19 protein-coding genes are annotated in these 21307 nt (G+C 74.2%); 12 read left to right on the top strand and 7 right to left on the bottom strand.

The genetic code is table 11. The features are described from left to right. Positions 1-95 precede the first annotated feature (95 nt). From ACWD4P_RS33765 to ACWD4P_RS33755, 3 genes are read right to left on the bottom strand one after another with little or no spacing between them, the layout of a single operon-like run. Complete coding sequence (locus ACWD4P_RS33765; RefSeq protein WP_449782262.1) at positions 96-887, bottom strand: class I SAM-dependent methyltransferase; 792 nt, start codon at positions 885-887, stop codon at positions 96-98. Further along, on the bottom strand, positions 884-1561 hold the full coding sequence (locus ACWD4P_RS33760) for a hypothetical protein (protein WP_449782261.1): 678 nt from the start codon (positions 1559-1561) through the stop codon (positions 884-886). Before ACWD4P_RS33760 ends, ACWD4P_RS33765 begins: the two co-directional genes overlap by 4 nt. Next, positions 1558-2472: an aromatic prenyltransferase gene (locus tag ACWD4P_RS33755; RefSeq protein ID WP_449782260.1), complete on the bottom strand. Its 915-nt coding sequence runs from the start codon at positions 2470-2472 to the stop codon at positions 1558-1560. Before ACWD4P_RS33755 ends, ACWD4P_RS33760 begins: the two co-directional genes overlap by 4 nt. A gap of 287 nt (positions 2473-2759) precedes the next feature. Between ACWD4P_RS33755 and ACWD4P_RS33750 the strand changes: the two genes are divergently transcribed. The 7 genes from ACWD4P_RS33750 (at position 2760) to ACWD4P_RS33720 (ending at position 11206) form a co-directional block, all read left to right on the top strand. Then, a complete protein-coding gene (locus tag ACWD4P_RS33750; RefSeq protein WP_449782259.1) occupies positions 2760-3494 on the top strand; it encodes a hypothetical protein in 735 nt (244 codons plus the stop codon). Positions 3495-3649: 155 nt separating this feature from the next. Beyond that, the gene (locus tag ACWD4P_RS33745; protein ID WP_449782258.1) at positions 3650-4876 is read left to right on the top strand and encodes a radical SAM protein; all 1227 of its coding nucleotides are present in this window, start codon (positions 3650-3652) and stop codon (positions 4874-4876) included. A 221-nt stretch (positions 4877-5097) separates the two neighbouring features. Beyond that, complete coding sequence (locus tag ACWD4P_RS33740) at positions 5098-6444, top strand: extracellular solute-binding protein (RefSeq protein ID WP_359829149.1); 1347 nt, start codon at positions 5098-5100, stop codon at positions 6442-6444. Beyond that, positions 6441-7361, top strand: coding sequence for a carbohydrate ABC transporter permease (locus tag ACWD4P_RS33735; protein ID WP_359829148.1), 921 nt, complete (start codon positions 6441-6443; stop codon positions 7359-7361). Before ACWD4P_RS33740 ends, ACWD4P_RS33735 begins: the two co-directional genes overlap by 4 nt. Then, positions 7358-8245 carry a carbohydrate ABC transporter permease gene (locus tag ACWD4P_RS33730; protein ID WP_359829147.1) on the top strand — a complete coding sequence of 296 codons (888 nt, stop codon included), beginning with the start codon at positions 7358-7360 and terminating at the stop codon, positions 8243-8245. Before ACWD4P_RS33735 ends, ACWD4P_RS33730 begins: the two co-directional genes overlap by 4 nt. 2 nt (positions 8246-8247) lie before the next feature. Beyond that, positions 8248-10002 carry a glycoside hydrolase family 36 protein gene (locus ACWD4P_RS33725; RefSeq protein ID WP_449782257.1) on the top strand — a complete coding sequence of 585 codons (1755 nt, stop codon included), beginning with the start codon at positions 8248-8250 and terminating at the stop codon, positions 10000-10002. A gap of 73 nt (positions 10003-10075) precedes the next feature. Beyond that, entirely contained in the window at positions 10076-11206 is a 1131-nt protein-coding gene (locus tag ACWD4P_RS33720; RefSeq protein WP_449782256.1) for a LacI family DNA-binding transcriptional regulator, read from the top strand. Here ACWD4P_RS33720 and ACWD4P_RS33715 read toward each other — a convergent pair. Beyond that, positions 11203-12045 carry a DeoR/GlpR family DNA-binding transcription regulator gene (locus tag ACWD4P_RS33715; RefSeq protein WP_359829105.1) on the bottom strand — a complete coding sequence of 281 codons (843 nt, stop codon included), beginning with the start codon at positions 12043-12045 and terminating at the stop codon, positions 11203-11205. The genes ACWD4P_RS33720 and ACWD4P_RS33715 overlap by 4 nt on opposite strands. Positions 12046-12184: 139 nt before the next feature. Between ACWD4P_RS33715 and galT the strand changes: the two genes are divergently transcribed. Next, positions 12185-13315 carry a galactose-1-phosphate uridylyltransferase gene (galT, locus tag ACWD4P_RS33710; RefSeq protein ID WP_359829104.1) on the top strand — a complete coding sequence of 377 codons (1131 nt, stop codon included), beginning with the start codon at positions 12185-12187 and terminating at the stop codon, positions 13313-13315. Further along, positions 13312-14442: a galactokinase gene (galK, locus tag ACWD4P_RS33705; RefSeq protein ID WP_449782255.1), complete on the top strand. Its 1131-nt coding sequence runs from the start codon at positions 13312-13314 to the stop codon at positions 14440-14442. Before galT ends, galK begins: the two co-directional genes overlap by 4 nt. A gap of 83 nt (positions 14443-14525) precedes the next feature. On the opposite strand, the gene ACWD4P_RS33700 is transcribed toward galK, so the two are convergent. Further along, positions 14526-15743: an alpha/beta hydrolase family protein gene (locus ACWD4P_RS33700; protein ID WP_449782254.1), complete on the bottom strand. Its 1218-nt coding sequence runs from the start codon at positions 15741-15743 to the stop codon at positions 14526-14528. Between the two features lie 102 nt (positions 15744-15845). On the opposite strand from ACWD4P_RS33700, the gene ACWD4P_RS33695 reads away from it, so the two are divergent. Next, positions 15846-16487 carry a TetR-like C-terminal domain-containing protein gene (locus ACWD4P_RS33695; protein WP_449782253.1) on the top strand — a complete coding sequence of 214 codons (642 nt, stop codon included), beginning with the start codon at positions 15846-15848 and terminating at the stop codon, positions 16485-16487. A gap of 79 nt (positions 16488-16566) precedes the next feature. On the opposite strand, the gene ACWD4P_RS33690 is transcribed toward ACWD4P_RS33695, so the two are convergent. Continuing rightward, a complete protein-coding gene (locus ACWD4P_RS33690) occupies positions 16567-17229 on the bottom strand; it encodes an NADPH-dependent F420 reductase (protein WP_449782252.1) in 663 nt (220 codons plus the stop codon). A 154-nt stretch (positions 17230-17383) separates the two neighbouring features. Here ACWD4P_RS33690 and ACWD4P_RS33685 point away from each other — a divergent pair, with 154 nt between their 5' ends. Continuing rightward, positions 17384-18154: an SDR family NAD(P)-dependent oxidoreductase gene (locus ACWD4P_RS33685; protein WP_449782251.1), complete on the top strand. Its 771-nt coding sequence runs from the start codon at positions 17384-17386 to the stop codon at positions 18152-18154. A 67-nt stretch (positions 18155-18221) separates the two neighbouring features. Beyond that, positions 18222-19061 carry a helix-turn-helix domain-containing protein gene (locus tag ACWD4P_RS33680; RefSeq protein WP_359829099.1) on the top strand — a complete coding sequence of 280 codons (840 nt, stop codon included), beginning with the start codon at positions 18222-18224 and terminating at the stop codon, positions 19059-19061. Here the strand turns inward: ACWD4P_RS33680 and ACWD4P_RS33675 are convergent. After that, positions 18989-21124: a tetratricopeptide repeat protein gene (locus ACWD4P_RS33675; protein WP_449782250.1), complete on the bottom strand. Its 2136-nt coding sequence runs from the start codon at positions 21122-21124 to the stop codon at positions 18989-18991. The genes ACWD4P_RS33680 and ACWD4P_RS33675 overlap by 73 nt on opposite strands. Between the last annotated feature and the right edge of the window lie 183 nt (positions 21125-21307).

Genomic DNA, 21307 nt, shown 5'->3' with positions numbered 1-21307 from the left:
GCCGAGAGCAGCAGGGGCACGGCGGCGGCCGGTCCGGGCTCGGGCTGCGGAACCGACGGCCGACTTCTCGCGCAGCGGGGTTCGGGCCCCGGCGGCTACGACGGGCGGCGTCCCCAGCAGGAGACCATCATCCAGGCGGTGTCGGCGAAGGCCGGGTCGTCCAAGTGGGCGACCGCTGACGCGATCTGCTCGGCCGTCATCAGTCCGGTCGCGACGAGGCCGGGGGTGGCCTGGGCGAAGCAGCGGCGCCAGAAGGCGTCCTCGGTCGGGTCCGTCCCGCAGACGGCCACCCGGATGGTCATGCCGATGTCGGTGAGGCCCGCGCGGGCCATGGCCGCGGGGATGCGGCGGGCCCAGCCGTGGTCGGTCCCGTGGATCCGGGCCAGCAACCGCTGGCACGCCTCCAGCAGCCCGGCGAACTCCGGGTAGGGGGAGGCCTCGGCCGGGAGGTAGGTGGGGTCCTCGACGACGAGCCACCCGCCGGGCGCGAGCCAGCCGGCCATCCGGCCGAGGGTGAGCCCGGGGTCGGGGAGGTGGCCGAGCAGGGCCCGCGCGTGCACCAGGTCCTGGGAGTCCGCCGGGAAGTCGTCGCGGGTCACGTCGTGCCGGGCGACCGTCATGTTGGCGGGCACCGGCGACTCCCGGAGGAGCGCGGTGTCCAGGTCGGTGGCCGTGACCCGGCCCTCGGGGCAGCGGGCGGCGAGCCACCGGGCGATGGAACCGTGTCCGGCCCCCGCCTCGACGCAGTGCCAGTCCGCGCGGACCTCGAGCCGTTCGAGGACGGCGACGGTGGCCGGATCGTTGAGCTCCTCCAGCAGCCGCAGGCGTTCGCGCTCGCCGTCCGTGCCGTGGGCGAGGACGCCGTCCTGGTAGACCGGGCTGTTCATCGTTCACCGTCCAGGTGTCGGGCCACGACGGGGGTGAAGTCCCCGCGGCAGGTCAGCTCCAGGCGGCTGCCGGTGGCGGGTCGGAAGTAGAGCACGGTCCGGCCGCCGGACTCCGGGCCCTCGTGGGGATTGTGGCCGCCGCCGTCCGCCCGCATGGCCAGCGGGCCGGTGAGCAGGGACCGCAGCTCGTCGAGCAGCCGCTCGCTCGGGGCCTCGACCAGGAGCGCCGTGTGGCGTTCCCGGTGCCATCGGCGTTCACCGTCGAGGACGGGCCGGGCGGCGGCGGTCGGCGGCAGGCAGAAGAGCTCCACCCCGGCCGCGCCGGGGGCGGAGGCGTGGACGATGCTGACGTCGAGCTGCCGGTGGTCGAGGCCGTACCGGTCCGCGAGGCGCCGCCGTACGACCACGCTGGGCACGGTGGACGTGGGTGTCCACCGGCGTCGCAGAAGATACGCTTCGGCCTCCACGACCGTGGCCGGGAAGACGAGCGTGGCGACGTGGTCGACGCGGCAGTGCGCGGCGACGGTGTCGATCGCCGCCCGGCCGGTCTCCGCGCCACCCGTCGTGCCGGGCGGCACGCGCGGCGCACCCAGCACGCCCGGCACGTCGGCCTCGCCGGCCCACCGCAGCAGTCGGTCCAACTCGGCCGCGTCGGCCGGGTGGAGGGCGCTCACGGCCGCCGGCCCGGATCGGTCATCGGGCTGTTCCACTCGCGCATCAGCGCGACCAGCCGGCCCGAGTAGCTGCGTTCCGCCTTCACGTACGTGCTGCCGCCCGCGCCGAACGACCAGGCGACGGCGTTCATCTCCTCCTCGTCGTGCGAGGGGGCGCCGCGGAAGAATCCGGCCAGCCGGTCGTTGACGTGCGGGAACCGCCCGGCGGGCAGCCGGAGGGCGTAGACGCCGACGCGCTCGATCTCCCCGGTGGCGATCCGGAGCGTCACCGCGAAGGTGTGCCCGTCCGGGGCCGTGAACGCGACCATGTCCCGGAAGGTCGCCTCGTCCGGCTTCCCAGCCCGGGACAGGGCGAGCAGGCGCTCGGCCCCCTGCCGGTCGAGCCCGTCCCGGGTGCGGAAGTACAGGTTGGCCGTGTCGTTCTGGTGGTCCACGGCCACGTGCCGCACCGAGGTCAGGCCCAGGTCGCGGAAGCGGTCGTGGTGGCGGCGGATGGTGTCGGGGACCCCGGGGGTGTCGAGGATCTTGTCCAGGGGCCGCATCCCGCCGAGGTAGATCCAGGTCTTGACCAGGCCCCGGACGGCGTCGAAGTCGCACAGCTCCGTCGAACCGTCGTAGAGGGAGCTCCACGAGGAGATCAGTCCGGCCGTCCCGCTGCGGGGGTCGAGCAGCCCGGCCCTCGCCCCGATGCCGACGGTGTCGACGGGAACGCGGTCGTAGAAGCGGTAGTTCAGCGCGCCGCCGGGCTTGTCGTTGGTGCGCCACAGGACGGCTCCCCGGTGGAAGCTCTCCTCGTAGGCGTCCAGCACCCGGCGGGTCACGGGCGGGGAGTGGTCGATCCCCAGCAGGTCCGCGGTGGCGGCGAGGTCCTTGAGGAACCGGGCAGGCGAGAAGTCGGCGGTGGAGGCCATCAGGGGTTGCTCCCGTTCGTTCGTGGAGACGGTCGAAGCATCTCGAAGATCATTCAACTGGACGTCGGATCCCGTGGCCGACCGGGTGGTGCTTGCCGAATGACCGGATTGGATCGGTCCTGTTGATCTTTCGGCCGTCGCGGGTGCGTATTCGGTACAAGTGGGACCGTTTGTGGCGGACCGCTGTTAGGCTGCGCGCCTGAATGCGAACTCTCCACGATGTGACAGGACTTGGAAGAGACGGTGAAGGGCCGCCCCCGCGCCGTCGCCGACACCCGAGGAAGCGCGTGAGACCCGAAGACGTCCCCCTGCTGTTCCAGGAACTGGCCCGTGAGTTCGCGGACGTGACCGACATGTCGGTGGCGGCGACCGGGTCCTTGGCCCGCGGCGACCACCGGACCGGCCCCGGCGGTGACATCGTCTCCAACCTCGACCTGGTCCACGTCGTGGCCGAGGACGCCGACGTGCCGCGGACCCGCGCCCTGCTGGGGCGGAAGATGCGGCGGATCTCCGACACCTTCCGGATCGAGACGACCTCCGTCATCGCCAGGCTCCCCGCGTTCAAGCGGGCCGGCCACGCCCACTACCGGATCAGCATGCGCCCGCAGTGGTTCGGCGACGGTCTCGGGCTCGGGGCGGAGGCCTTCGCCCCCGACGGGCGGGACGAGGGCGACCAGCGCACCGCGCTGGCCTGGATGGTGCAGCCCGTCCCCTACTACCTGGCCAAGGCGACGGTCGTGGACCCGACGACCAACCTGGCCAAGGCCCGCAGGGCCGCGATCCGGCTGGCCGACCGGTTCGACCTGGCGGGGATCCGCGAGGGCCTCGACAACCTCCCGCGCGCCCTGGGCGACCTGATCGCCGAACGGGGCGTCACCCCGCTGGAGTCCACCGCCCGCTACCTCGAAGCCCCCACCCACCCGGCCGTCGCGCAGATCGTCCGCGACGCGGTCTTCGTCGAGAGCATGGGCCTGCCGTCCGGGGACTCGATGGTCATCCTGCTCCCGTCCGGGCCGAACTGACCCCGGTACCGACAGCAGCGCCGACACCGGCGCCGACGCCGGCACAGGTGCCTGAACCGACCAGGGCACCGACGCCGATGCCGATGCCGACCACGGCGCCGACGCCGACCACGCCACCCGCACCGACCACGACCGGAGAGGCCGGAGAACGCCCCATGCCCACTCGGCAGCACGTGGAGATCCTGCCCCCGCACCCGCTGCGGGCCGGCTACGACCGGGCTCTGGAGCGCGGGTCGATCGCCGACCGGTTCCAACGGCGCCTGGAGCCCGCCAACTTCACCCCCGGCTACCTCGGCGCCCTGACCGAGGACGTCGAGCGGGCCCTGGAGCGGGACCGGGCGGACGAGGCCATGCGATGGCGCCTGGCGTTCCTGCTGCTCCAGAACAACGCCACCGCGGCCGCCGTGGACCGTGCCGCCGAGCTGCTCACCGGGGCCACCCTCCCGCCGGCCGTCCGGCTGGCCCACCTGGTGGCCGGCATCCGTGAGCGGGCCGACCGGCCGCGTGCGGGCCGTCGGGTCCGGCGGGTCAACTGGTCGATCAACAACCGCTGTCCGATGTCCTGCCAGGGCTGCTACAACCCCTTCGCGGCGGAGCAGATCGACCTCTCCCAGGCCGAGCTGATCATCGGGAAGCTGGCCGCCCACGGGACCACCGACCTGGTCCTGGCCGGGGGCGACCCGCTGCTGTGGCCGCCGATCTTCGACGTGGTCGACCGTGCCGTCGCCGCCGGCCTCAAGGTCGGTCTCGACACCACCGGCTACACGCTCACCGCCGGGAAGCTCGACCGGCTGCGGGGGCTGTCCTCGTTGCGGCTGCCACTGGACGCCGTCACCGCGGACGTGCAGCGGGCCTTCCGCCGCAGCCCGGACGCCAAACTGCTCGACGCGCTGCTGGAGTCCCTCGCCCTGTGCGACGCCGAGGGCTTCGACCGGGTGCGGGTGCACACGGTGGCGAGCGCCGAGAACCTCCACCAGCTGCCGGAGCTCGCCGCCGAGGTGATGTCCCACCCCTCGGTCGCCCAGTGGGTGGTGTTCCAGTGGTGGGGCCGGCGGGCGTCGCCGGCCGTGGTCCGCAGGCTCGGGGTGGCGGTGGAGGAGGTCCGCGCCGTCCTGGAGGGGATCCGGCGGGAGTACCCCGGCCGGGAGATCCACCTCGCCGAGAGCAGTGAGCGCGAGCTGCTGAACTGGATGATCCAGTCGAGCGGGCAGGTCGTCACGTTCGGTTCGGGGGCGGAGGAGGAGTTCATCCTGGGCAACCTCCTGACCGACGAGGTCGAGGAGATCCTGACCCGTCCGATCCTGGACTTCGAGGCCATGTCCCGGGGGATCCCGGTCACTCCGGGGACGGCCTTCGGGCCCCCGGACGCCGAGCGGGGCTGAGGGCCGGGGCCCTCCCGGCTGATAACGGAACGGTTGCGGAGCCCGTCCTTCCGGCGTCAAGGTCTTGACGACACGGGGAGGGCGGGCGTTTGCTGTGTCCGCTCGTTGGAACCTGTTTGGTTCTGGTCTGTTTTGTGTGTTTGAACGTTCAAAACGCCCGAGCCCCCCACCGCCCCCTTCGCATCACAGCCTTCCGGCGTCACCCCACCGAGAGGAATGCAATGTCACACCTTTCCCGGCGCGACCTTCTCCGCGCTTCCGGAGCCGGCCTGCTGGCCGTCGCCGCCGGCGGCACCCTCGCGGCCTGCGGCGGCGGCTCCGGCTCGGGAGGCGCCACCGGCGGGGACGCCGACACCGGCACGATCACCGTCTGGTCCTGGGCCACCGCCGCCGACGCACTGCGCGGGATCGTCCCGGCCTTCGAGAAGGACAACCCGGGGATCAAGGTCGACGTCCAGGACATCGGCGAGCCGGCCATCTGGGACAAGATCACCGTCGGCCTGGCGGCCGGCGGCCAGGGCCTCGGCGACGTCCTGCACATCGGCTGTGACTACCTGCCCGGCTACCAGGAGAAGTTCCCCGGCGGCCTGGCCGACCTCTCCGCGCTCGGCGCCGACGCCTACAAGGACAAGTTCGCCAAGGGCCTGTGGCCGGTCGTCACCGGCAAGGACGGCCACGCCTACGCGCTGCCCTGGGAGGTCAACGCGCTGGGCTTCTTCTACCGCAAGGACTACTTCGACAAGGCCGGCATCGACCCCGAGACCTTCGCCACCTGGGACGACCTGCTCGCCGTCGCCGACCGCTTCAAGGCCGCCAACCCCGGCGTCGCGCTGATCGGCGTCAACCGGGCCGCCAACCCCACCCCGGACCTGGACTTCCTCCAGGGCCTCATGCAGCTCCAGGGCGCCTTCTACTTCGACCTGAACGGCAGGATCACCGTCGCCTCGGAGCCGGCCGTGCGCGCCCTGACCATCATCAAGAAGCTGGACGAGGCCGGGCTGATCGGCGACACCCCCGGCGTCCAGAGCTGGCCGCCGGTGATGAAGTCCGGCAAGCTCGGGGCCGCCGCGATGCCGACCTGGGTCGCCCACTACCTGGAGAAGAAGTTCCCCGACCAGAGCGGGAACTGGCGTCTCACCAAGCCCCCGGCGGTCACCCCCGGCGGCAAGCGCACCGCCCTGGTCAACTCCACCCACCTCGCCGTCGCCGCCTCCAGCCCGCGCCGCCGCGCCGCCTGGAAGTTCGTCGAGTACGCGCTCACCCGCCCCGCCTCCGTCAACACGATGTTCAACGCGGGCGGCGTCTTCCCGGCCCTCACCGAGGCCTACGGCGACCCGATGTACGCCGCGCCCAGCGACTTCTACGGCGGCCAGGCGGTGCTCAGGACCTTCACCGACCTCGCCAACGAGGGCGGCGACCCCACCAACTACTCCGGCGACTACGCCCGCGCGCTCAAGCTCGTCAGCGACGCCCAGACCAAGGTCTTCCTCAAGGGCGCCGACCCGGCCGCCGTCCTCCAGGACGCCGCCAAGCAGCTCGCCCAGCAGACCGGGCGCGGTATCGCATGAGTGCCGCCAGCCCGCCCGCCGGCCTCGCCGCGGGCGCCGCGAGAGCCCGCCGCGCCCGCCGGCGCCGCGCCGCCGTACCGTACCTGCTGCTCGCCCCCGCGCTGCTCGCCTTCGGCGTGTTCAAGGCCTACCCGATCGTCGACTCGCTGCTGCTGTCCTTCACCACCGGCTCCGGAGCCGCCACCCGCGACGCCGGCCTCGCCAACTACCGGCGGCTGCTGGACGACCCGCTGTTCTGGACGGCGCTGCGCAACACCGGCGAGATCCTCGTCATCCAGGTCCCGCTGATGCTCGGGCTGGCCCTGCTGATGGCCGTCGGCCTCAACTCGGCGCTGGTGCGCTGGCGCACGGTCTGGCGGCTCGGCGTCTTCATGCCCTCCGTCACCGGCCTGGTCGCCACCGGTGTGATGTTCGCCTACCTGCTCAAGGCCGACGACGGTGCCATCAACTGGGTCCTGAACGCGCTCGGACTACCCTCCGTGGACTGGCTGGGCCAGCCGGTCTGGGCCCGGATGGCCGTCGTCGTGGTGCTCACCTGGCACTACACCGGCTACAACGCCGTCATCTACCTGGCCGGACTCCAGTCCATCCCCAGGGAGTTGTACGAGGCCGCGATGGTCGACGGGGCCGGCCCGGTCCGCCGCTTCACCTCCATCACCGTCCCCGCGCTGCGCCCGGTGCTGCTGTTCACGGTGGTGCTCTCGACGATCGGCACGCTCCAGCTCTTCGACGAGCCGTACGTGCTGACCGGCGGCGGGCCGGACAACGCCACCCTGACCGTCTCCATGTACCTGTACCAGAACGGCTTCCGGTTCTTCGACTTCGGCTACGCCTCCGCCATCGCCTACGCGCTCACCCTGATCGTGTCGGTGCTCGGCGCCCTCCAGATGCGCCTGATGGGAGAGCGCGACAAGTGACGTCCACGAGCACGACCCCCGAGAACACCGCCCCGAAGGGCGCCGACCCCCGTGCCAACCGCCTCAAGCGGCTCCGCGGCTGGCCGCTGACCTTCTTCCTGGCCGCCGTCACCGGGCTGTCGATCGCCCCCTTCTACTGGCTGGTGGTCTCCGCCACCCGCAAGGACACCGAGGTCTTCGACTGGCCGCCCAAGCTGCTGCCCGGCGGGAGCCTCGGCGAGAACCTGAGCCACCTGGAACAGAAGATCGGCCTGCTGCGGGTGGTCGGGAACTCCCTGCTGGTGGCGGGGATCCAGACCCTGGGCGCCCTGGTGGTGGCGCTCCTCGCGGGCTACGCCTTCGCCAAGTTCCGCTTCCGCGGCCGCACCCTGCTCTTCGCGCTGCTGCTCTCCACCCTCGTGGTGCCCGAACAGGTCACGCTGGTACCGCTGTTCAAGATGATGACGGACTTCGGCCTGCTGGACACCTACCCGGCGCTGATCCTGCCCGGCCTGTGCGTGCCCTTCGCCGTCTTCCTGATGCGGCAGTCGCTGAGCAGCCTGCCCGACGAACTCCTGGACGCCGCCCGGGTCGACGGCGCGGGCGAACTCCGGGTGCTGTTCAGCGTGGTGGTGCCGGTCATGCGGCCGGTGCTCGCGGCGCTGTCGATCTTCCTCTTCCTGGGCTCCTGGAACCAGTTCGTCTGGCCGCTGATCGCCCTGCGCAGCCCGGAGATGCACACCCTGCCGGTCGCCCTGGCGACCCTGCACGGCAACAAGTCCAACACCGACTACGGCGCGATCCTCTCCGGCACCGCGCTGTCCACCCTGCCGATGATGGTCCTCTTCCTGGTCCTCCAGCGGCAGTTCATCTCCGGCCTGCTGGCCGGCGCCACGAAGGGCTGAGCATGACCGAGACGAACGACACCGCCGCGGCCGAGGTCTGGGAGCCGCACGCCCCCACCGCCGGCCCCCTGCGCGCGCTGTACGCCGACGGCCTGGACCTGCGGGTGAGCGGCACCGGCACCGCCCGGGGCGTCGCCGACGGGGTGGTGGAGGTGACCGCCGAGGGCGCGGGCGAGGTCCGGATCGAGTGGCGGGTGCCCTGCGTCGACGCCACCGCGCTGTGGACCCCCGAACCGCGCGGCACCGGCTGGCTGCCCGCCGCCTGGAGCGCCCCGCGCCGCACCTCGCTCGCCAACGGCGCGCCGATCGCCGCGCTGGTCGGCACCGGGGACATCGCCCTGTGCGCCTTCGCCGCCGAACGGCCCGACGTGCTGGCCGGCGCCGGAGTGGTCGAGGAGACCGGCGAGTTCCGGTTCTGGGCCCAGGCCACCGGCCGGCTCACGGTGCGGATCGACACCTCGGGCCGGCACTTCGGCCGCGCCCTGGCCGACCTCGCCGCCTGGTGGGGCGAGGGCCGCACCGCCGACATCCCGGACGCCGCCCGCCGGCCCGCGTACTCCACCTGGTACTCGATGCACCAGGACATCACGCCCAAGGGCGTCGAGACCCAGGCCGCGCTCGGCAAGGAACTGGGCCTGGACGTGATCATCGTGGACGACGGCTGGATGACCGCCGACCGCACCCGCGGCTACGCCCACTGCGGCGACTGGGAGCCGGTCTCGCTGCCCGACACCGCCGCCCACGTGCGCCGGGTGCACGACCTGGGCGTGCGCTACATGCTCTGGTACGCGCTGCCGTTCATCGGCAAGGACAGCGCCGCGTTCCGGGAGATCGGCCACCTCGCCCTGGCCGACGCCGCCCACATGGGCGCGATCGTCGCCGACCCGCGCCACCCCGAGGTCCGGGCCTTCCTCACCGACCGGCTCGTCCGGGCCGTCGAGGAGTGGGGCATGGACGGCCTCAAGGTCGACTTCGTGGACTGGTTCGCCCGCGCCGCCGAGAGCGCCGACGCCCCGGCGGCCCCGCCCGGCGCGGACTGCGCGACCGTCGACGAGGGCGTGGAGCGGCTGCTGGCCGCGATCCGGGCCCGGATCACCGCCGCGAACCCGGAGGCGATGATCGAGCACCGCCAGCCGTACGTCAGCCCCGGCCTGTGGCCGTACGCCACCATGATCCGCGCCACCGACTGCCCGCTCAGCCCGCAGGAGAACCGGCAGCGGACCATCGACGTGCGGCTGGCCGCCGGGCCCGTCCCGGTCCACGCCGACATGCTGATGTGGCACCGGGGAGAGCCGGCCGAGCAGGTCGCCTGCCACCTGATCAACGTGCTGTTCTCGGTGCCGCAGGTCTCCGTCGACCTCGCCGCGCAGAGCGAGGGCCAGCGCGAGGCGATCGCCTTCTGGCTCGGCGTCTTCCGCGAGCACACCGCGACCCTCCAGCTCGGCGAACTCCTCCCGGCCCGACCGGACCTCGGCTACCCGATGGTCACCGCGCGCGGCACCGGAGCCGCGGCCGGCACCGTGGCCGTGGCCCGCTACGCCGCGCTGCCGGTGGACGCCTCCGGCGACGACTGGCACACCCTGCTGGTCGCCAACGCCGACGCCGACCAGGACGTCCGGCTCACCGGAGGCCGCGGGCAGGTGGCGGTGACGGTGCGGGACGCCCGGGGGCGTATCGTCCGGCAGGGCGAGGTCGAACTCGGCCCGGCGGACGCGATCCCCGTGCCGCGCGGCGGGCTGCTGACCCTGCGCCGCTGACCCGCCCCCCGGGGCTCGGGGTCGCCCCCCGGGCCCGGGGTCTGTCGTCGAACTCGCGTCTGGAGAGAACCGCATGCCCGAGGGACCGCACCGGCCGCGCCGCGGCGCCACCACGATCGAGGAGGTCGCCCGGGCGGCCGGGGTCTCCCGGCAGACCGTCTCCAACACGCTGAACGCGCCGCAGCGGGTCCGGCCGGAGACACTGCAGCGGGTGCACACGGCGATCCGCGAACTCGGCTACCAGCCCGACCAGTCGGCCCGCTCGCTGCGCAGCGGCGCCCGCCGCACCATCGGCTACCTCTCGCCGGTCGACGACCCGCTCGACCCCAACCCGCTGATGGCCGGCTTCCTGGAGGCCCTGGTCGACGCGGCCGGGGCGGCGGGGCAGCGGGTGCTGCTGTTCCGCCCGGCGCAGGGCACCGCCGACCCGGTGGCCGCGATCGACGAACTGGTGGCGGCCCGTCAGGTGGACGGACTGGTGCTGGCCGACGTGCTGCGCGAGGACGTCCGGATCGCCCACGCGGCCCGGCTCGGTGTCCCGTTCGTCAGCTTCGGACGGACCGGACCGGGGGAGCCCCAGCACTGGGTGGACATCGGCAACGAGGCGGCGATGGCCGAGACGGTGCGCCACCTCGCCGCGCTCGGCCACCGCCGGATCGGCTACCTCGGGGCCGCCGAGGAACTGCCCTGGATGGCGGCGCGGCGGGCCGGGTTCCTCGCCGAGGCCCGGCGGTCGGGCCTGTCCGCGGTGGCCGTCGGCCCCGCGGACGCGGCCCAGGCCGGGGCGGGCTCGGTGGTGGCGTCCGTACGGGCGCTGCTGCGCGGGCCCGACCGGCCCACCGCCTTCGCGGCCGGCAGCGACCTGCTGGCGCTGGACCTCTACGAGGCCGTCCGGGCCGAGGGGTTGGTGGTCGGGCCCGGCGGGATCGCCGTCACCGGCTTCCACGACACGCCGCTCTGCCGCCACCTCCACCCCGGGCTGACCTCCGTGCGGCTGCCGCTGCGGGCGATCGCCACGGCGCTGGTCGAACGGCTTTTGGCCCGGGTGCGCGGGGAGGCGGTGCCGGCGGAGGGGCTGGTACTGCCCACCGAGCTGGTGGTGCGGGGCAGTTCGGGCCGCTCGGACCAGCCGGAGCCGTCCGGCTGGTCGGGCTGGTTCGGGCAGCCGCGTCCCGCGGTGCCCCGGCGGACCGCAGCGCCCTAGTCCGGCTGGTCGGTGTGGTCCGCCGTCGCCGCCACGATCAGCTCGCCGACCAGCCGGCCGGCCGCCGTCCGCTGTTCGGCGGGCAGGGCGTCGTCGGTGACCAGGACGTCCAGCTCGTCCAGCTCGGCGAAGGAGGCCAGGCCGACCGCGTTCCACTTGGTGTGGTCGGCGACCACGACCACCCGGCGGGCCGACCGGAGGAAGGTGCGGTTGGTCTCCGCCTCGGCCAGGTTGGGGGTGGTCAGCCCGGCCTCGGGGGAGAGGCCGTGGCAGCCCAGGATCAGCAGGTTGACGTGCAGGGAGCGGATCGCCTGGTCGGCCACCGGCCCGACCAGGGCATCCGAGGGGGTCCGTACGCCGCCGGTGCGGATCACCGTGGCGGTGGCCGGGGTGCCGTCCTCGGCGGGCTCCTCCAGCAGCTCGGCGATCCGCAGCGAGTTGGTCACCACGGTGAGGCCCTCGACGGCGCGCAGGTGCCGGGCGACCGCGAAGGTGGTCGTCCCGCCGGCCAGCCCGACGGCCGAGCCGGGCGGCACCAGGGCCGCGGCGGCCCTGGCGATCGCCTCCTTGGCGGGCAGTTCCCAGTGCGCCTTGGTCTCGAACCCGGGCTCGCCGGTGGCCGGCGCCTCGACCCGGACCGCGCCGCCGTGCACCTTGTGCACCAGGCCGCGGCGGGCCAGCGCGTCCAGGTCGCGCCGGACGGTCATGTCGGAGACCCCGAGGTCGCGGACCAGCTCGGTGACCCGGACCCCGCCGCGTGCGCGGACCTGTTCCAGGATCAGCACCCTGCGCTGTCCGGCGAGCGGTTGGGCGGCGAGCGGTCGGGCGCTGTCGGCCATCGGGAAGCCTCCTTCGACCACGTGACGGCGAGTGGTCATGGTGGATAATGTTTGAGATTGTAGCTTTCTGTTGATTCTCTCATGTTCAATGGCTTCGCTCGGAGCTTCATTCGGAGCGTCACTCGGAGGAAGAAGGGCCATGCCCGGGACGTCCCTGACCCAGCCCCCCACCGTCAGGACCGTGACCACCCTCGCGGACGGTCGCCAGCTGATCTACTACGACAGCGGCGCCGCCGCCCCGCGGCGCGCGGTGGACGAACGGCCGCTCGACCCGCAGGCCCCCGGCTCCGAGGTCCGGCTGGACCCGGCCACCGGGGACTGGGTGACCATCGCGGCCCACCGCCAGGCGCGCATCTACCGGCCGCCGGCCGAGGAGTGCCCGCTCTGCCCGTCCCGGGACGGGCGGCTGAGCGAGATCCCGGCCGACGACTACCAGGTGGCCGTCTTCGAGAACCGCTTCCCCTCGCTGGCCGGTCCGCCCGGGGAGCCCGTCCTGGCGGCCGACGGCCTGTGGACCAGCGGCCCCGGCGCCGGGCGCTGCGAGGTGGTCTGCTTCACCGCCGACCACGAGGCCTCCTTCGCCGACCTCACCCCCGAGCGCGCCCGGCTGGTCCTGGACGCCTGGACCGACCGCACCGCCGAACTCTCCGCCCTGCCCGGCGTGCGGCAGGTCTACTGCTTCGAGAACCGGGGCGCCGAGATCGGCGTCACCCTCGCCCACCCGCACGGCCAGATCTACGCCCTGCCCTTCGCCGCCCCGCGCACCGCCCGGATGGCCGCCCGCGCCGCCGACCACCGCGCGGCCACCGGCCGCAACCTCTTCGACGACCTGCTCGCGGCCGAACGCTCCCACGGGGAACGCGTCGTGCTCGCCGGGGCGCACTGGACGGCCTTCGTCCCCTTCGCCGCCCGCTGGCCGTACGAGGTGCACCTCTACCCGCACCGGCGGGTGCCCGACCTGGCCGCGCTGGACGCCGAGCAGCGGGACGAACTCCCCGCGCTCTACCTGGAGTTGCTGCGCCGCTTCGACCGGCTCTTCGGGGCGGGGCCGGGGCCCGGCGCCGCCCGCACCCCGTACATCTCCGCCTGGCACCAGGCCCCCGCCGGGCAGCGGGACGAACTCGCACTGCACCTGGAGCTGTTCACCATCCGCCGCACCGCGGACAAACTGAAGTACCTGGCCGGCGTGGAGTCCGGCATGGACGCCTTCGTCAACGACGTCAGCCCCGAGGACGCGGCCCGCCGGCTGCGGGAGGTCGCCGGAGCATGAGTACCTTCGAGCAGTTGTACGGCCGCGCGTCCGAGGGGGAGTGGGCGGCCCCGGGCCGGGTGAACCTCATCGGTGAACACACCGACTACAACCTGGGGTTCGTCCTGCCGATCGCCCTGCCGCAGACCGTCCGGGCGCAGGCCGCCCGCCGGACGGACGGGCTGCTGCGGCTCTGGTCGGCCCAGGGCGACGGGGCGGTCGTCGAGCTCCGGGTCGACGACCTCGCCCCCGGCTCGGTGCCCGGCTGGGCCGGCTACCCCGCCGGGGTGGTGTGGGCGCTGCGCGAGGCCGGGCACCCGGTCGGCGGGGCGGACCTCCGGCTGGACAGCGACGTGCCCAGCGGCGCCGGGCTCTCCTCCTCCGCCGCACTGGAGTGCGTCCTCGCCGCCGTCTACAACGACCTGTACGGGCTGGGGCTCCCGGCGGCGGAGCTGGCGGTGCTGGCCCAGCGGGCGGAGAACGCCTTCGTGGGCGTCCCCTGCGGGATCATGGACCAGATGGCCTCGATGTGCTGCCGCCCGGGCGCCGCTCTCTTCCTGGACAGCCGCGATCTGACGGCACGTCAGGTGCCGGTCGACCTCGCGGGCGCGGGCCTCGCCCTGCTGGTCCTGGACACCCGGGTGAAGCACGACCTCGGCGACGGCGCCTACGCCGCGCTGCGGGCCGGCTGCGAACGGGCCGCCGCCCTGCTCGGGCTGCCCGCGCTCCGCTCGCTCCGGCCCTCGGAGCTGGCCGACGCGCTCGGCCGGCTCCCCTCGGAGCTCGTGCCGCTGGTGCGCCACGTGGTCACCGAGAACGCCCGGGTGGAGGCGGCCGTCGCACTCCTGGACGCCGGGGACTTCGCCGCGCTCGGCCCGATCCTCACCGCCGGGCACGCCTCGCTGCGCGACGACTACCGGGTCTCCTGCCCGGAGACCGACCTCGCCGTGGAGGCCGCCCTGGCCGCCGGCGCCCACGGCGCGAGGATGACCGGCGGCGGCTTCGGCGGCTCGGTCATCGCCCTGGTGGACGCGGACGCGGCCGGGCACGTGGCCGCCGAGGTCACCGCCGCGTTCCGCGGGGCCGGGTACGCCGAGCCGCGCACCCTCACCGCGGTGCCGGCCGAGGGGGCGCACCGGCTCGGGTGAGTCGGGCCCCGGCCGCCGGTCGGCGGGCCGGCGGGTGGGCCGGCGGGTGGGCCGGCGGGTGGGCCGGCGGGTGGGTGCACCCGTCAGCTCGCGGGCCCGGCCGGCCCGGCCAGGGTGGTGTCCAGCCAGTCGAAGACCACCTGGTGGAAGCGGGACATGGCGCCCATGTGGCAGTGCTCGCCCGCCCCCTCGTCCTCGGTCAGGGTGACGAGGGTGTGCGGGCAGGTCAGCGCGGCCCGGACCTCCTGCGGCTGGCCGCGGAAGAACTGGTCGTTCTCGGCGTCCAGGACGAGGGTGGGGCAGTCGATGAGCGGGGCGACGCCGTCGAGGGTGTAGTCGGAGGTGCGGCGCACGTAGTCCGCCACCGAGGCGGCGCCGAACGTCCACACCCCGTTGCGCATGGCCCAGCGCACCTGGGTGCTCACCTGCATCATCAGACCCATGACGGGCTCGACCAGGTCGTCCCGGCCGTCCTCGATCCACTCGCGCAGGAACGGCGGGACGAGCCGCGCGTGGGCCTCCCCGAAGCTGTACAGGCCGTCGTCCAGGACCAGGGCGGCCACGCGGTGGTCGTGGGCGGCGGCGCGGGCGGCGAGGTACCCGCCGAGGCTGTAGCCGAACAGGGCCAGCCGGTCGGCGGCGATCTCGGGGCGGGTCAGGGCGTGGTCGACCACCGGGGTCACCACGGCCTCCCAGTCCGGGCGGAAGACCAGTCCCTGTTCGCGCAGTGCCGCGCCCTGGCCCGGACCGTCGTACGCGAGGACGTTGTAGCCGCGGCGCAGCGCGGCCGCGGCGACGGCGAAGTACGCCTCCTCCAGGGTGGAGTCGAAGCCGCTGGTGAACAGGAGGGTGGGGCGCGGGGCTCCGGAGTCGTCGACGAGGAAGAGGTAGCCGGGCAGTTCGGTGTCCTGGTAGGGGATGCGGACGGCTTCGACCGGGGTGTCCATGAGGGCCGCGGCGGCGGCGAAGGTGTCCCGGGAGAGCGCGGAGAGGGCCTTGGCCTCGGGGTCGTTCGCGGGGTCGTCGCGGCGGTAGAACTCGGCGGTGCGGTAGTAGTTCGACGCCCGCAGCAGGGCCTCGCGGGCGCTGACCCTGTGCCCGGCCGCCAGGGCGCGGCCGCCGATGCCGTGGGCGCGCTCGGCGGCGGCCTTCCACTCGCGCAGCCAGGCCTCCTCGTCGCCCTCGCCGATGTTCCGGGCGACGGCCACGACCTCGCCCACGTCGGCACCGCCGTAGTTGGCGAATCCGGCGGCGCGGAGCGCTTCGAAGGAGAACGACTCGTCCTCGAAGAGGAATCGCATGGGTGCTCCCCAGATTGTCGAGACGGAACGGTTCCGTCTCGACAAGAGGCTAGACCTCTTCCAGTCGAGACGCAAGCGTTCCGTCTGGTGTAGGTTCGGGGAATGTCCAGCACGCCCGCGCCCCCACCCCCGCCCGCGACCCCCGGCCCCTCCGGGCAGCCCGCCCGCCGGACGCCCGGCGGCCCGGTGCTCCAGGACTCCGTGACCGAGGCCATCGCCGAGGCGTTCTTCGAGGAACTGGCCGCCGTCGGCTACGCCCGGCTCTCCCTGGAGACAGTCGCCAAGCGGGCCGGGGCCGGCAAGGCCGCCATCTACCGCCGCTGGCCGTCCAAACTCGACATGACCATCGCCCTGATCCGCGCGGTGGCCGTCGACGCCTCCGAGATCAAGGACACCGGCACCCTGCGCGGCGACGTCCGCGCCTTCCTCGCCGAGCTCGCCGGGGCACTGCGCCACCGGCTCCCGTCGAGGATCATCCCCGACCTGCTCGCCGAGGGCGGCCGCAACCCCGAGCTGGCCCAGGAGCTGATGACCGCCGTCCGCGACACCCGCCGCAGCAAGGCCACCCGGCTGCTGGAACGGGCCGTCGAACGCGGCGAACTCCCCGCCGACGTGGACCGCGAGCTCGCCCTCGACCTCCTCGCCGGCCCGCTGTACTGGCGCCTCGCGGTCGTCCACACCGAGACCGCCCCCGACTACCTCGACCGGCTCACCGACAAGCTCCTCGCCGCCTTCGTCGCCTGACGGCCGCCACCGCCGGTCGCCGGCCGCCGTGACCGGCCCGGTCGACCGGCCGCGGCGGGGCCCTCCGCGGGCCGGGCCTTCAGGCCCGGTGGGCGGCCGGGCGCTCCGGGGAGGCCTCGGCGAGCGCCCGGGTGACGGCCTCCACGCCGTCGCGCAGCCCGTACACCGGGGTGGCCGGCTGCTGGCGCCAGGACTCGTCGATCCCGCCCGCGTCCACGGTGTCGAAACCCAGCTCGTCGACCAGCGCCCGGACCACCCGCTTGGCCTCCTGGTCGTCCGAGGCCACCGGCACGGCGAGCCGCTCCGGGTCGCCCGCCGGGCGCGGGCGCTCCAGCAGGTCCTGGGCGTAGGTGCCGTTGAACACCTTCACCACCCGGTGTCCGAGGTGCTGCTCCGTCCAGCGGCTCTCGGTGAGCCCGCCGTCCTCGATCGCGTCGATCCGCCCGTCGCGCTCCTTCGGGTAGTAGTTGCCCGTGTCGATCACCGCGACGCCCTCGGCGGCCCCGTCCAGCAGCCCCGCGGGCAGGTCCGGCACGTTCTTCAGCGGCACCGTCACCACCACGACCTGGGCGCCCCGGGCGGCCTCGGAGACCGTCACCGCCGTCGCCCCGGTCTCCTCGACCAGTTCCTTGAGCGTCTCCGGGCCGCGGGAGTTGGCCACCGATACCTCGTGCCCGAGCGCGGTCAGCCGCCGCGTCAGGTTGCCGCCGATGTTGCCCGCGCCGATGATGCCGATCTTCATGGGAAGTCTCTCTTCGCGAGTGCCGTGTGGGACCGTCGCCTTGGCCCAACCACCGCCCGGGCGCCCCGATTCCCGGCCCGGAGGGTGGTTTTCCGGGACCTACGGTGACGGCGGGCCTGGTACCTCCCCGGCGCCCGCCGCGAGGGTGGACGCCATGAACCACACCTCCTCCGAACCCGTCGTCCTCGTCACCGGCGGCACCAGCGGCATGGGCCTGGCCACCGCCCGCCACCTCCTCGACACCGGCGCCCGGGTCGTCGTCACCGGCCGCGACGACGCCCGGCTCGCCCGCGCCGCGGCCCGGCTCGACGCCGGCGACCGGCTGCTCGCCGTCCGCGCCGACGCCTCCGTACCGGCGGACCTCGCCCGCCTGGCCGACACCGTGCGGGACCGGTACGGCAAGCTCGACGGCGTGTTCGCCAACGCCGGCGTGGCCGCCTTCCAGCCGGTGGACGAGGTCACCGAGTCCGACTTCTCCCGGCTCGTGGACACCAACCTCAAGGGCGTCTTCTTCACCGTGCGGCACGCCCTGCCCCTGCTCGACGCCGCCGGGGGCGGATCCGTCGTCCTCAACGCCTCCTGGACCCCGCACCGCGGCCTGCCCGGTGCCGCCGTCTACGCCGCCACCAAGGCCGCCGTGCTCAGCCTCGCCCGCACCCTCGGCAGCGAACTCGCCGGGCGCGGCATCCGGGTCAACTCGGTCAGCCCCGGCTACATCGTCACCCAGATGTTCCACGCGGCCGTCCCGGACCCGGCCGACCACGAGCCCATCCGCGGCCACGTCCCGCTCGGCCGGCTGGGCACCGCCGAGGACGTCGCCGAGACGGTCGCCTTCCTGCTCTCCGCACGCTCCTCGTACATCACCGGGCAGGACATCGTGATCGACGGCGGCCTCGTCCCGGCCTTCCCGTCCCTCACCGGCTGAGCACCCCCCGTGCCTGGTCCCCACAGGGCCAGGCACGGGGCCGCCCAAAGGAGCGAGAATCCGTTCCGTGAACCCGAGCAGCGCCCTGAGCGAATTCCTCCGCACCCGCCGTGCCCGCCTCCGGCCCGAGGACGTCGACCTCCCCGACTACGGCGGCCGCCGCCGCGTCGCCGGGCTGCGCCGCGAGGAACTCGCCCACCTCGCGGGCGTCAGCGTCGACTACTACACCCGCCTCGAACAGGGCCGCGTCGGCAATCCGTCCGACACCGTCCTCGACGCCGTCGCCCGCGCGCTGCGCCTCGCCCCCGACGAGTCCGGCCACCTCCACCGGCTCGCCCGCCCCGCGGCCCGGCCCCGCCGCCGTCCCGTCCTCCGCCAGCAGCCGCGCCCCTCGCTGCTGCACCTGCTGGACCAACTCCACCACACCCCGGCCGTGGTGATGGGCCACCGGATGGACATCCTCGCCTGGAACCGCGCCGCCACGGCCCTCTTCGGCGACTACGGCGCCCTGCCCGCCGAGGACCGCAACATCGCCCGGATCACCTTCCTCGACCCGGCCTCCCGCGAGCTCTACGCCGACTGGCCCGCCTGCGCCCGGGAGAACGTCGCCTTCCTCCACCTCGAAGCCGGCCGCCGCCCCGACGACCCCCTGCTCGCCGAACTCGTCGGCCGGCTCTGCCTCGGCAGCGAGGAGTTCCACCGGATGTGGGCCGAACACCCGGTCGCCGACAAGACCTCGGGCCGCAAGGCCTTCCACCACCCGCTCGCCGGCACCCTCGACCTCGCCTACGACACCCTCCGCCCCGCCGACGACCCCGGACAGGCCCTCGTCACCTACACCGCCACCCCGGGCTCGCCCTCGGACGACGGCCTGCGGCTGCTGCTGTCCTGGGCGGCGTCGCGCTGAGGGGTCCGCGCCGGCCCGGGTCCGTCGTCGGGTTCGGGTTCGGGTTCGGGTTCGGGGCCGCGGGTGACGGCGTGCAGGTTCTCCCTGGCCTGGACGGTCGACGGGTGGTCCGGCCCGAGGACGCGGTCGAGGTCGGCCGCCGTCCGGCGGAGCAGCTCCACCCCCTGATCCGGCTCGCCGGTGTGCAGGTACATGACCGCGAGGTTGTTGCGGGAGGTGAGGGTGTCGGGGTGGTCGCCGCCGAGGACGCGGTGGCGGTCGGCGACGACCTGTTCCTGCAGGCCGATGGCGTCCTCGACCTGGCCGGCCTCCAGGTAGGCGGCGGCGAGGTTGTTGCGGGAGGTGAGGGTGTCGGGGTGGTCGCCGCCGAGCTCGCGGTGGCGGTCGGCGACGACCTGTTCCTGCAGGCCGATGGCGTCCTCGACCCGGCCGGCCTCCGCGTAGGTGACGGCCAGATTGTTGCGGGCCATCAGGACGGTGGGGTGGCCGTCCTCGTGGAGCCGCCGGAGGTCGGCGAGGACCTGCTCCTGGAGGCCCATCGCCTCCTCGGTGCGCCCCGCCTCCCAGTACGACTGCGCGAGGTTCCCGCGGGCCGCGAGCGTGTCGGGGTGGTCGTCGCCCAGGATGCGCGCGCTCGTGCCGGAGAGCTCGCTCCAGTACCGGACGCCGGTGCTGTACAGGCCCGCCCGTACGAGGCTGGCGCCGCAGCGGAACAGGAGCAGGTGCATCCCCAGCGGCTGCCGGATCAGGCCGGCGGGCCCGTGTCCGACGAGCACGTCGGTGTTGGCCCGCAGCGTCGCGGCCAGTCCGTGGACGCCGTAGTCCGTGCTCGGCCACAGGCCGAGCAGGGCCTCGGCGAGCGCGAGGCGCGCCCCGGCCGTTCCGGGGTGCACGTCGAGGGCCGCGCGGGCGGTGAGCGCGTGGAGGCCCACCTCCCGGTGGGGCGTCTCGGTGAGGCCGAGGAGGCTGTAGTTGTGCAGGACGGCGAGTGCCTCCGTGGCGTCGTCGGCCGTGACGGGAGCGCCGTGGGCCTCGCCGAGATACTCCAACACCGCTTCGGTGTGCCAGAGTCGCTCCGGGTGGCCGGCCGGGTCGAGGAGCGCGGCGAGGTGGAGGACGGGCCCGGCGAGGCCGACCGGCTCCTCCTGCCGGGCGGCGTCGAGCGCCAGGAGCAGGGCCGCCGCGACCGGGCCCCGGTAGCCGTCGGCGCCGGCGCGGGTGGGGAGGACGGTGTCCAGGCTGCGGGTGCGGTCGCGGAACAGTTCGAGGTAACGGCCGCAGCTGCGGCGGGTGTTCACCATGTAGGCGGCGGCGTGGGCCAGGGCGAGCGGCAGATGGCCCAGTTCCTCCGCGAGTTCACCCGCGTGCTCGTCGAGGAAGCGGGCGCACTTCGCGCGTTCCAGCCGTTCGCGGAGGTAGGCCGCGGACTCGGCGGGGGAGTACGTGGTGACGTCGACGAGCTCCCGGCCGCCGCCCGAACTGGCCGCTCCCCGGTGGCGGGTGGTCGCGATGACGCGCCCGCGTCCGCCCCGGCCGGTGCTCGGCCACAGTTCCTCGGGCGTGTGCTCGGTGGTGTTGTCGAGGACGATCAGCCAGCTGCGGTCGGTGGCGGCGAGCCAGGCCAGGAATCGCTCGGCGTCCTGCTCGGCCTCGCCGTTCGCCCCGGGAGCCCGCACCGTCACGGCGGCCCGCGCGTACAGCTCCGTCACGGCGGACGGTTCGGCGGCGTCGGCCCACAGCACCAGGTCGGTTCCGGTCTCGACGGCCTCGCGCGCGTAGTGCGCCGCGAGCTGGGACTTGCCGACGCCCCCGCCGCCCGCCAGCACCTGGCTGAGCACCACCGTCCCGTACCGCCCGCGCGCCTCGTCGATCTCCCGCCGCAGCTGCGCCCGGGGCTGGAAGGCCGTCGCCCTCGGTGGGATCCGCCCGACCACCACCGGCCACCGCAGCGGCTCGGCGCCCGGCGCCGCGTACTGGTGGAAGGTCATCTCCCCGGCCTGGTAGGCGTCGCCCCGTACGGTGGCGCCGCCCTCGATGGCGTTCCTGGCCTGCCACTCCCGCACCTGCTCGCCCCCGCCACCCGGCCCGCCGACTCGGCTTCCACGACTCGGCTTCCATTATGGGAGCCGGAACGCCACCGCCGTGCCGCCCGGACTGCGGGCGCGGGCCGGGGTCCGGTTGGCGATCAGCAGGTCGGTCACGCCGGAGCGGACCAGGGTGGCGGCGGCCAGCGAGCTCATCGAGCC

This window comes from Kitasatospora sp. NPDC002543 (genome assembly GCF_053594915.1).
Note: the sequence above shows the minus strand (reverse complement) of the source record. Positions and strands in the feature narration are given on the sequence as shown.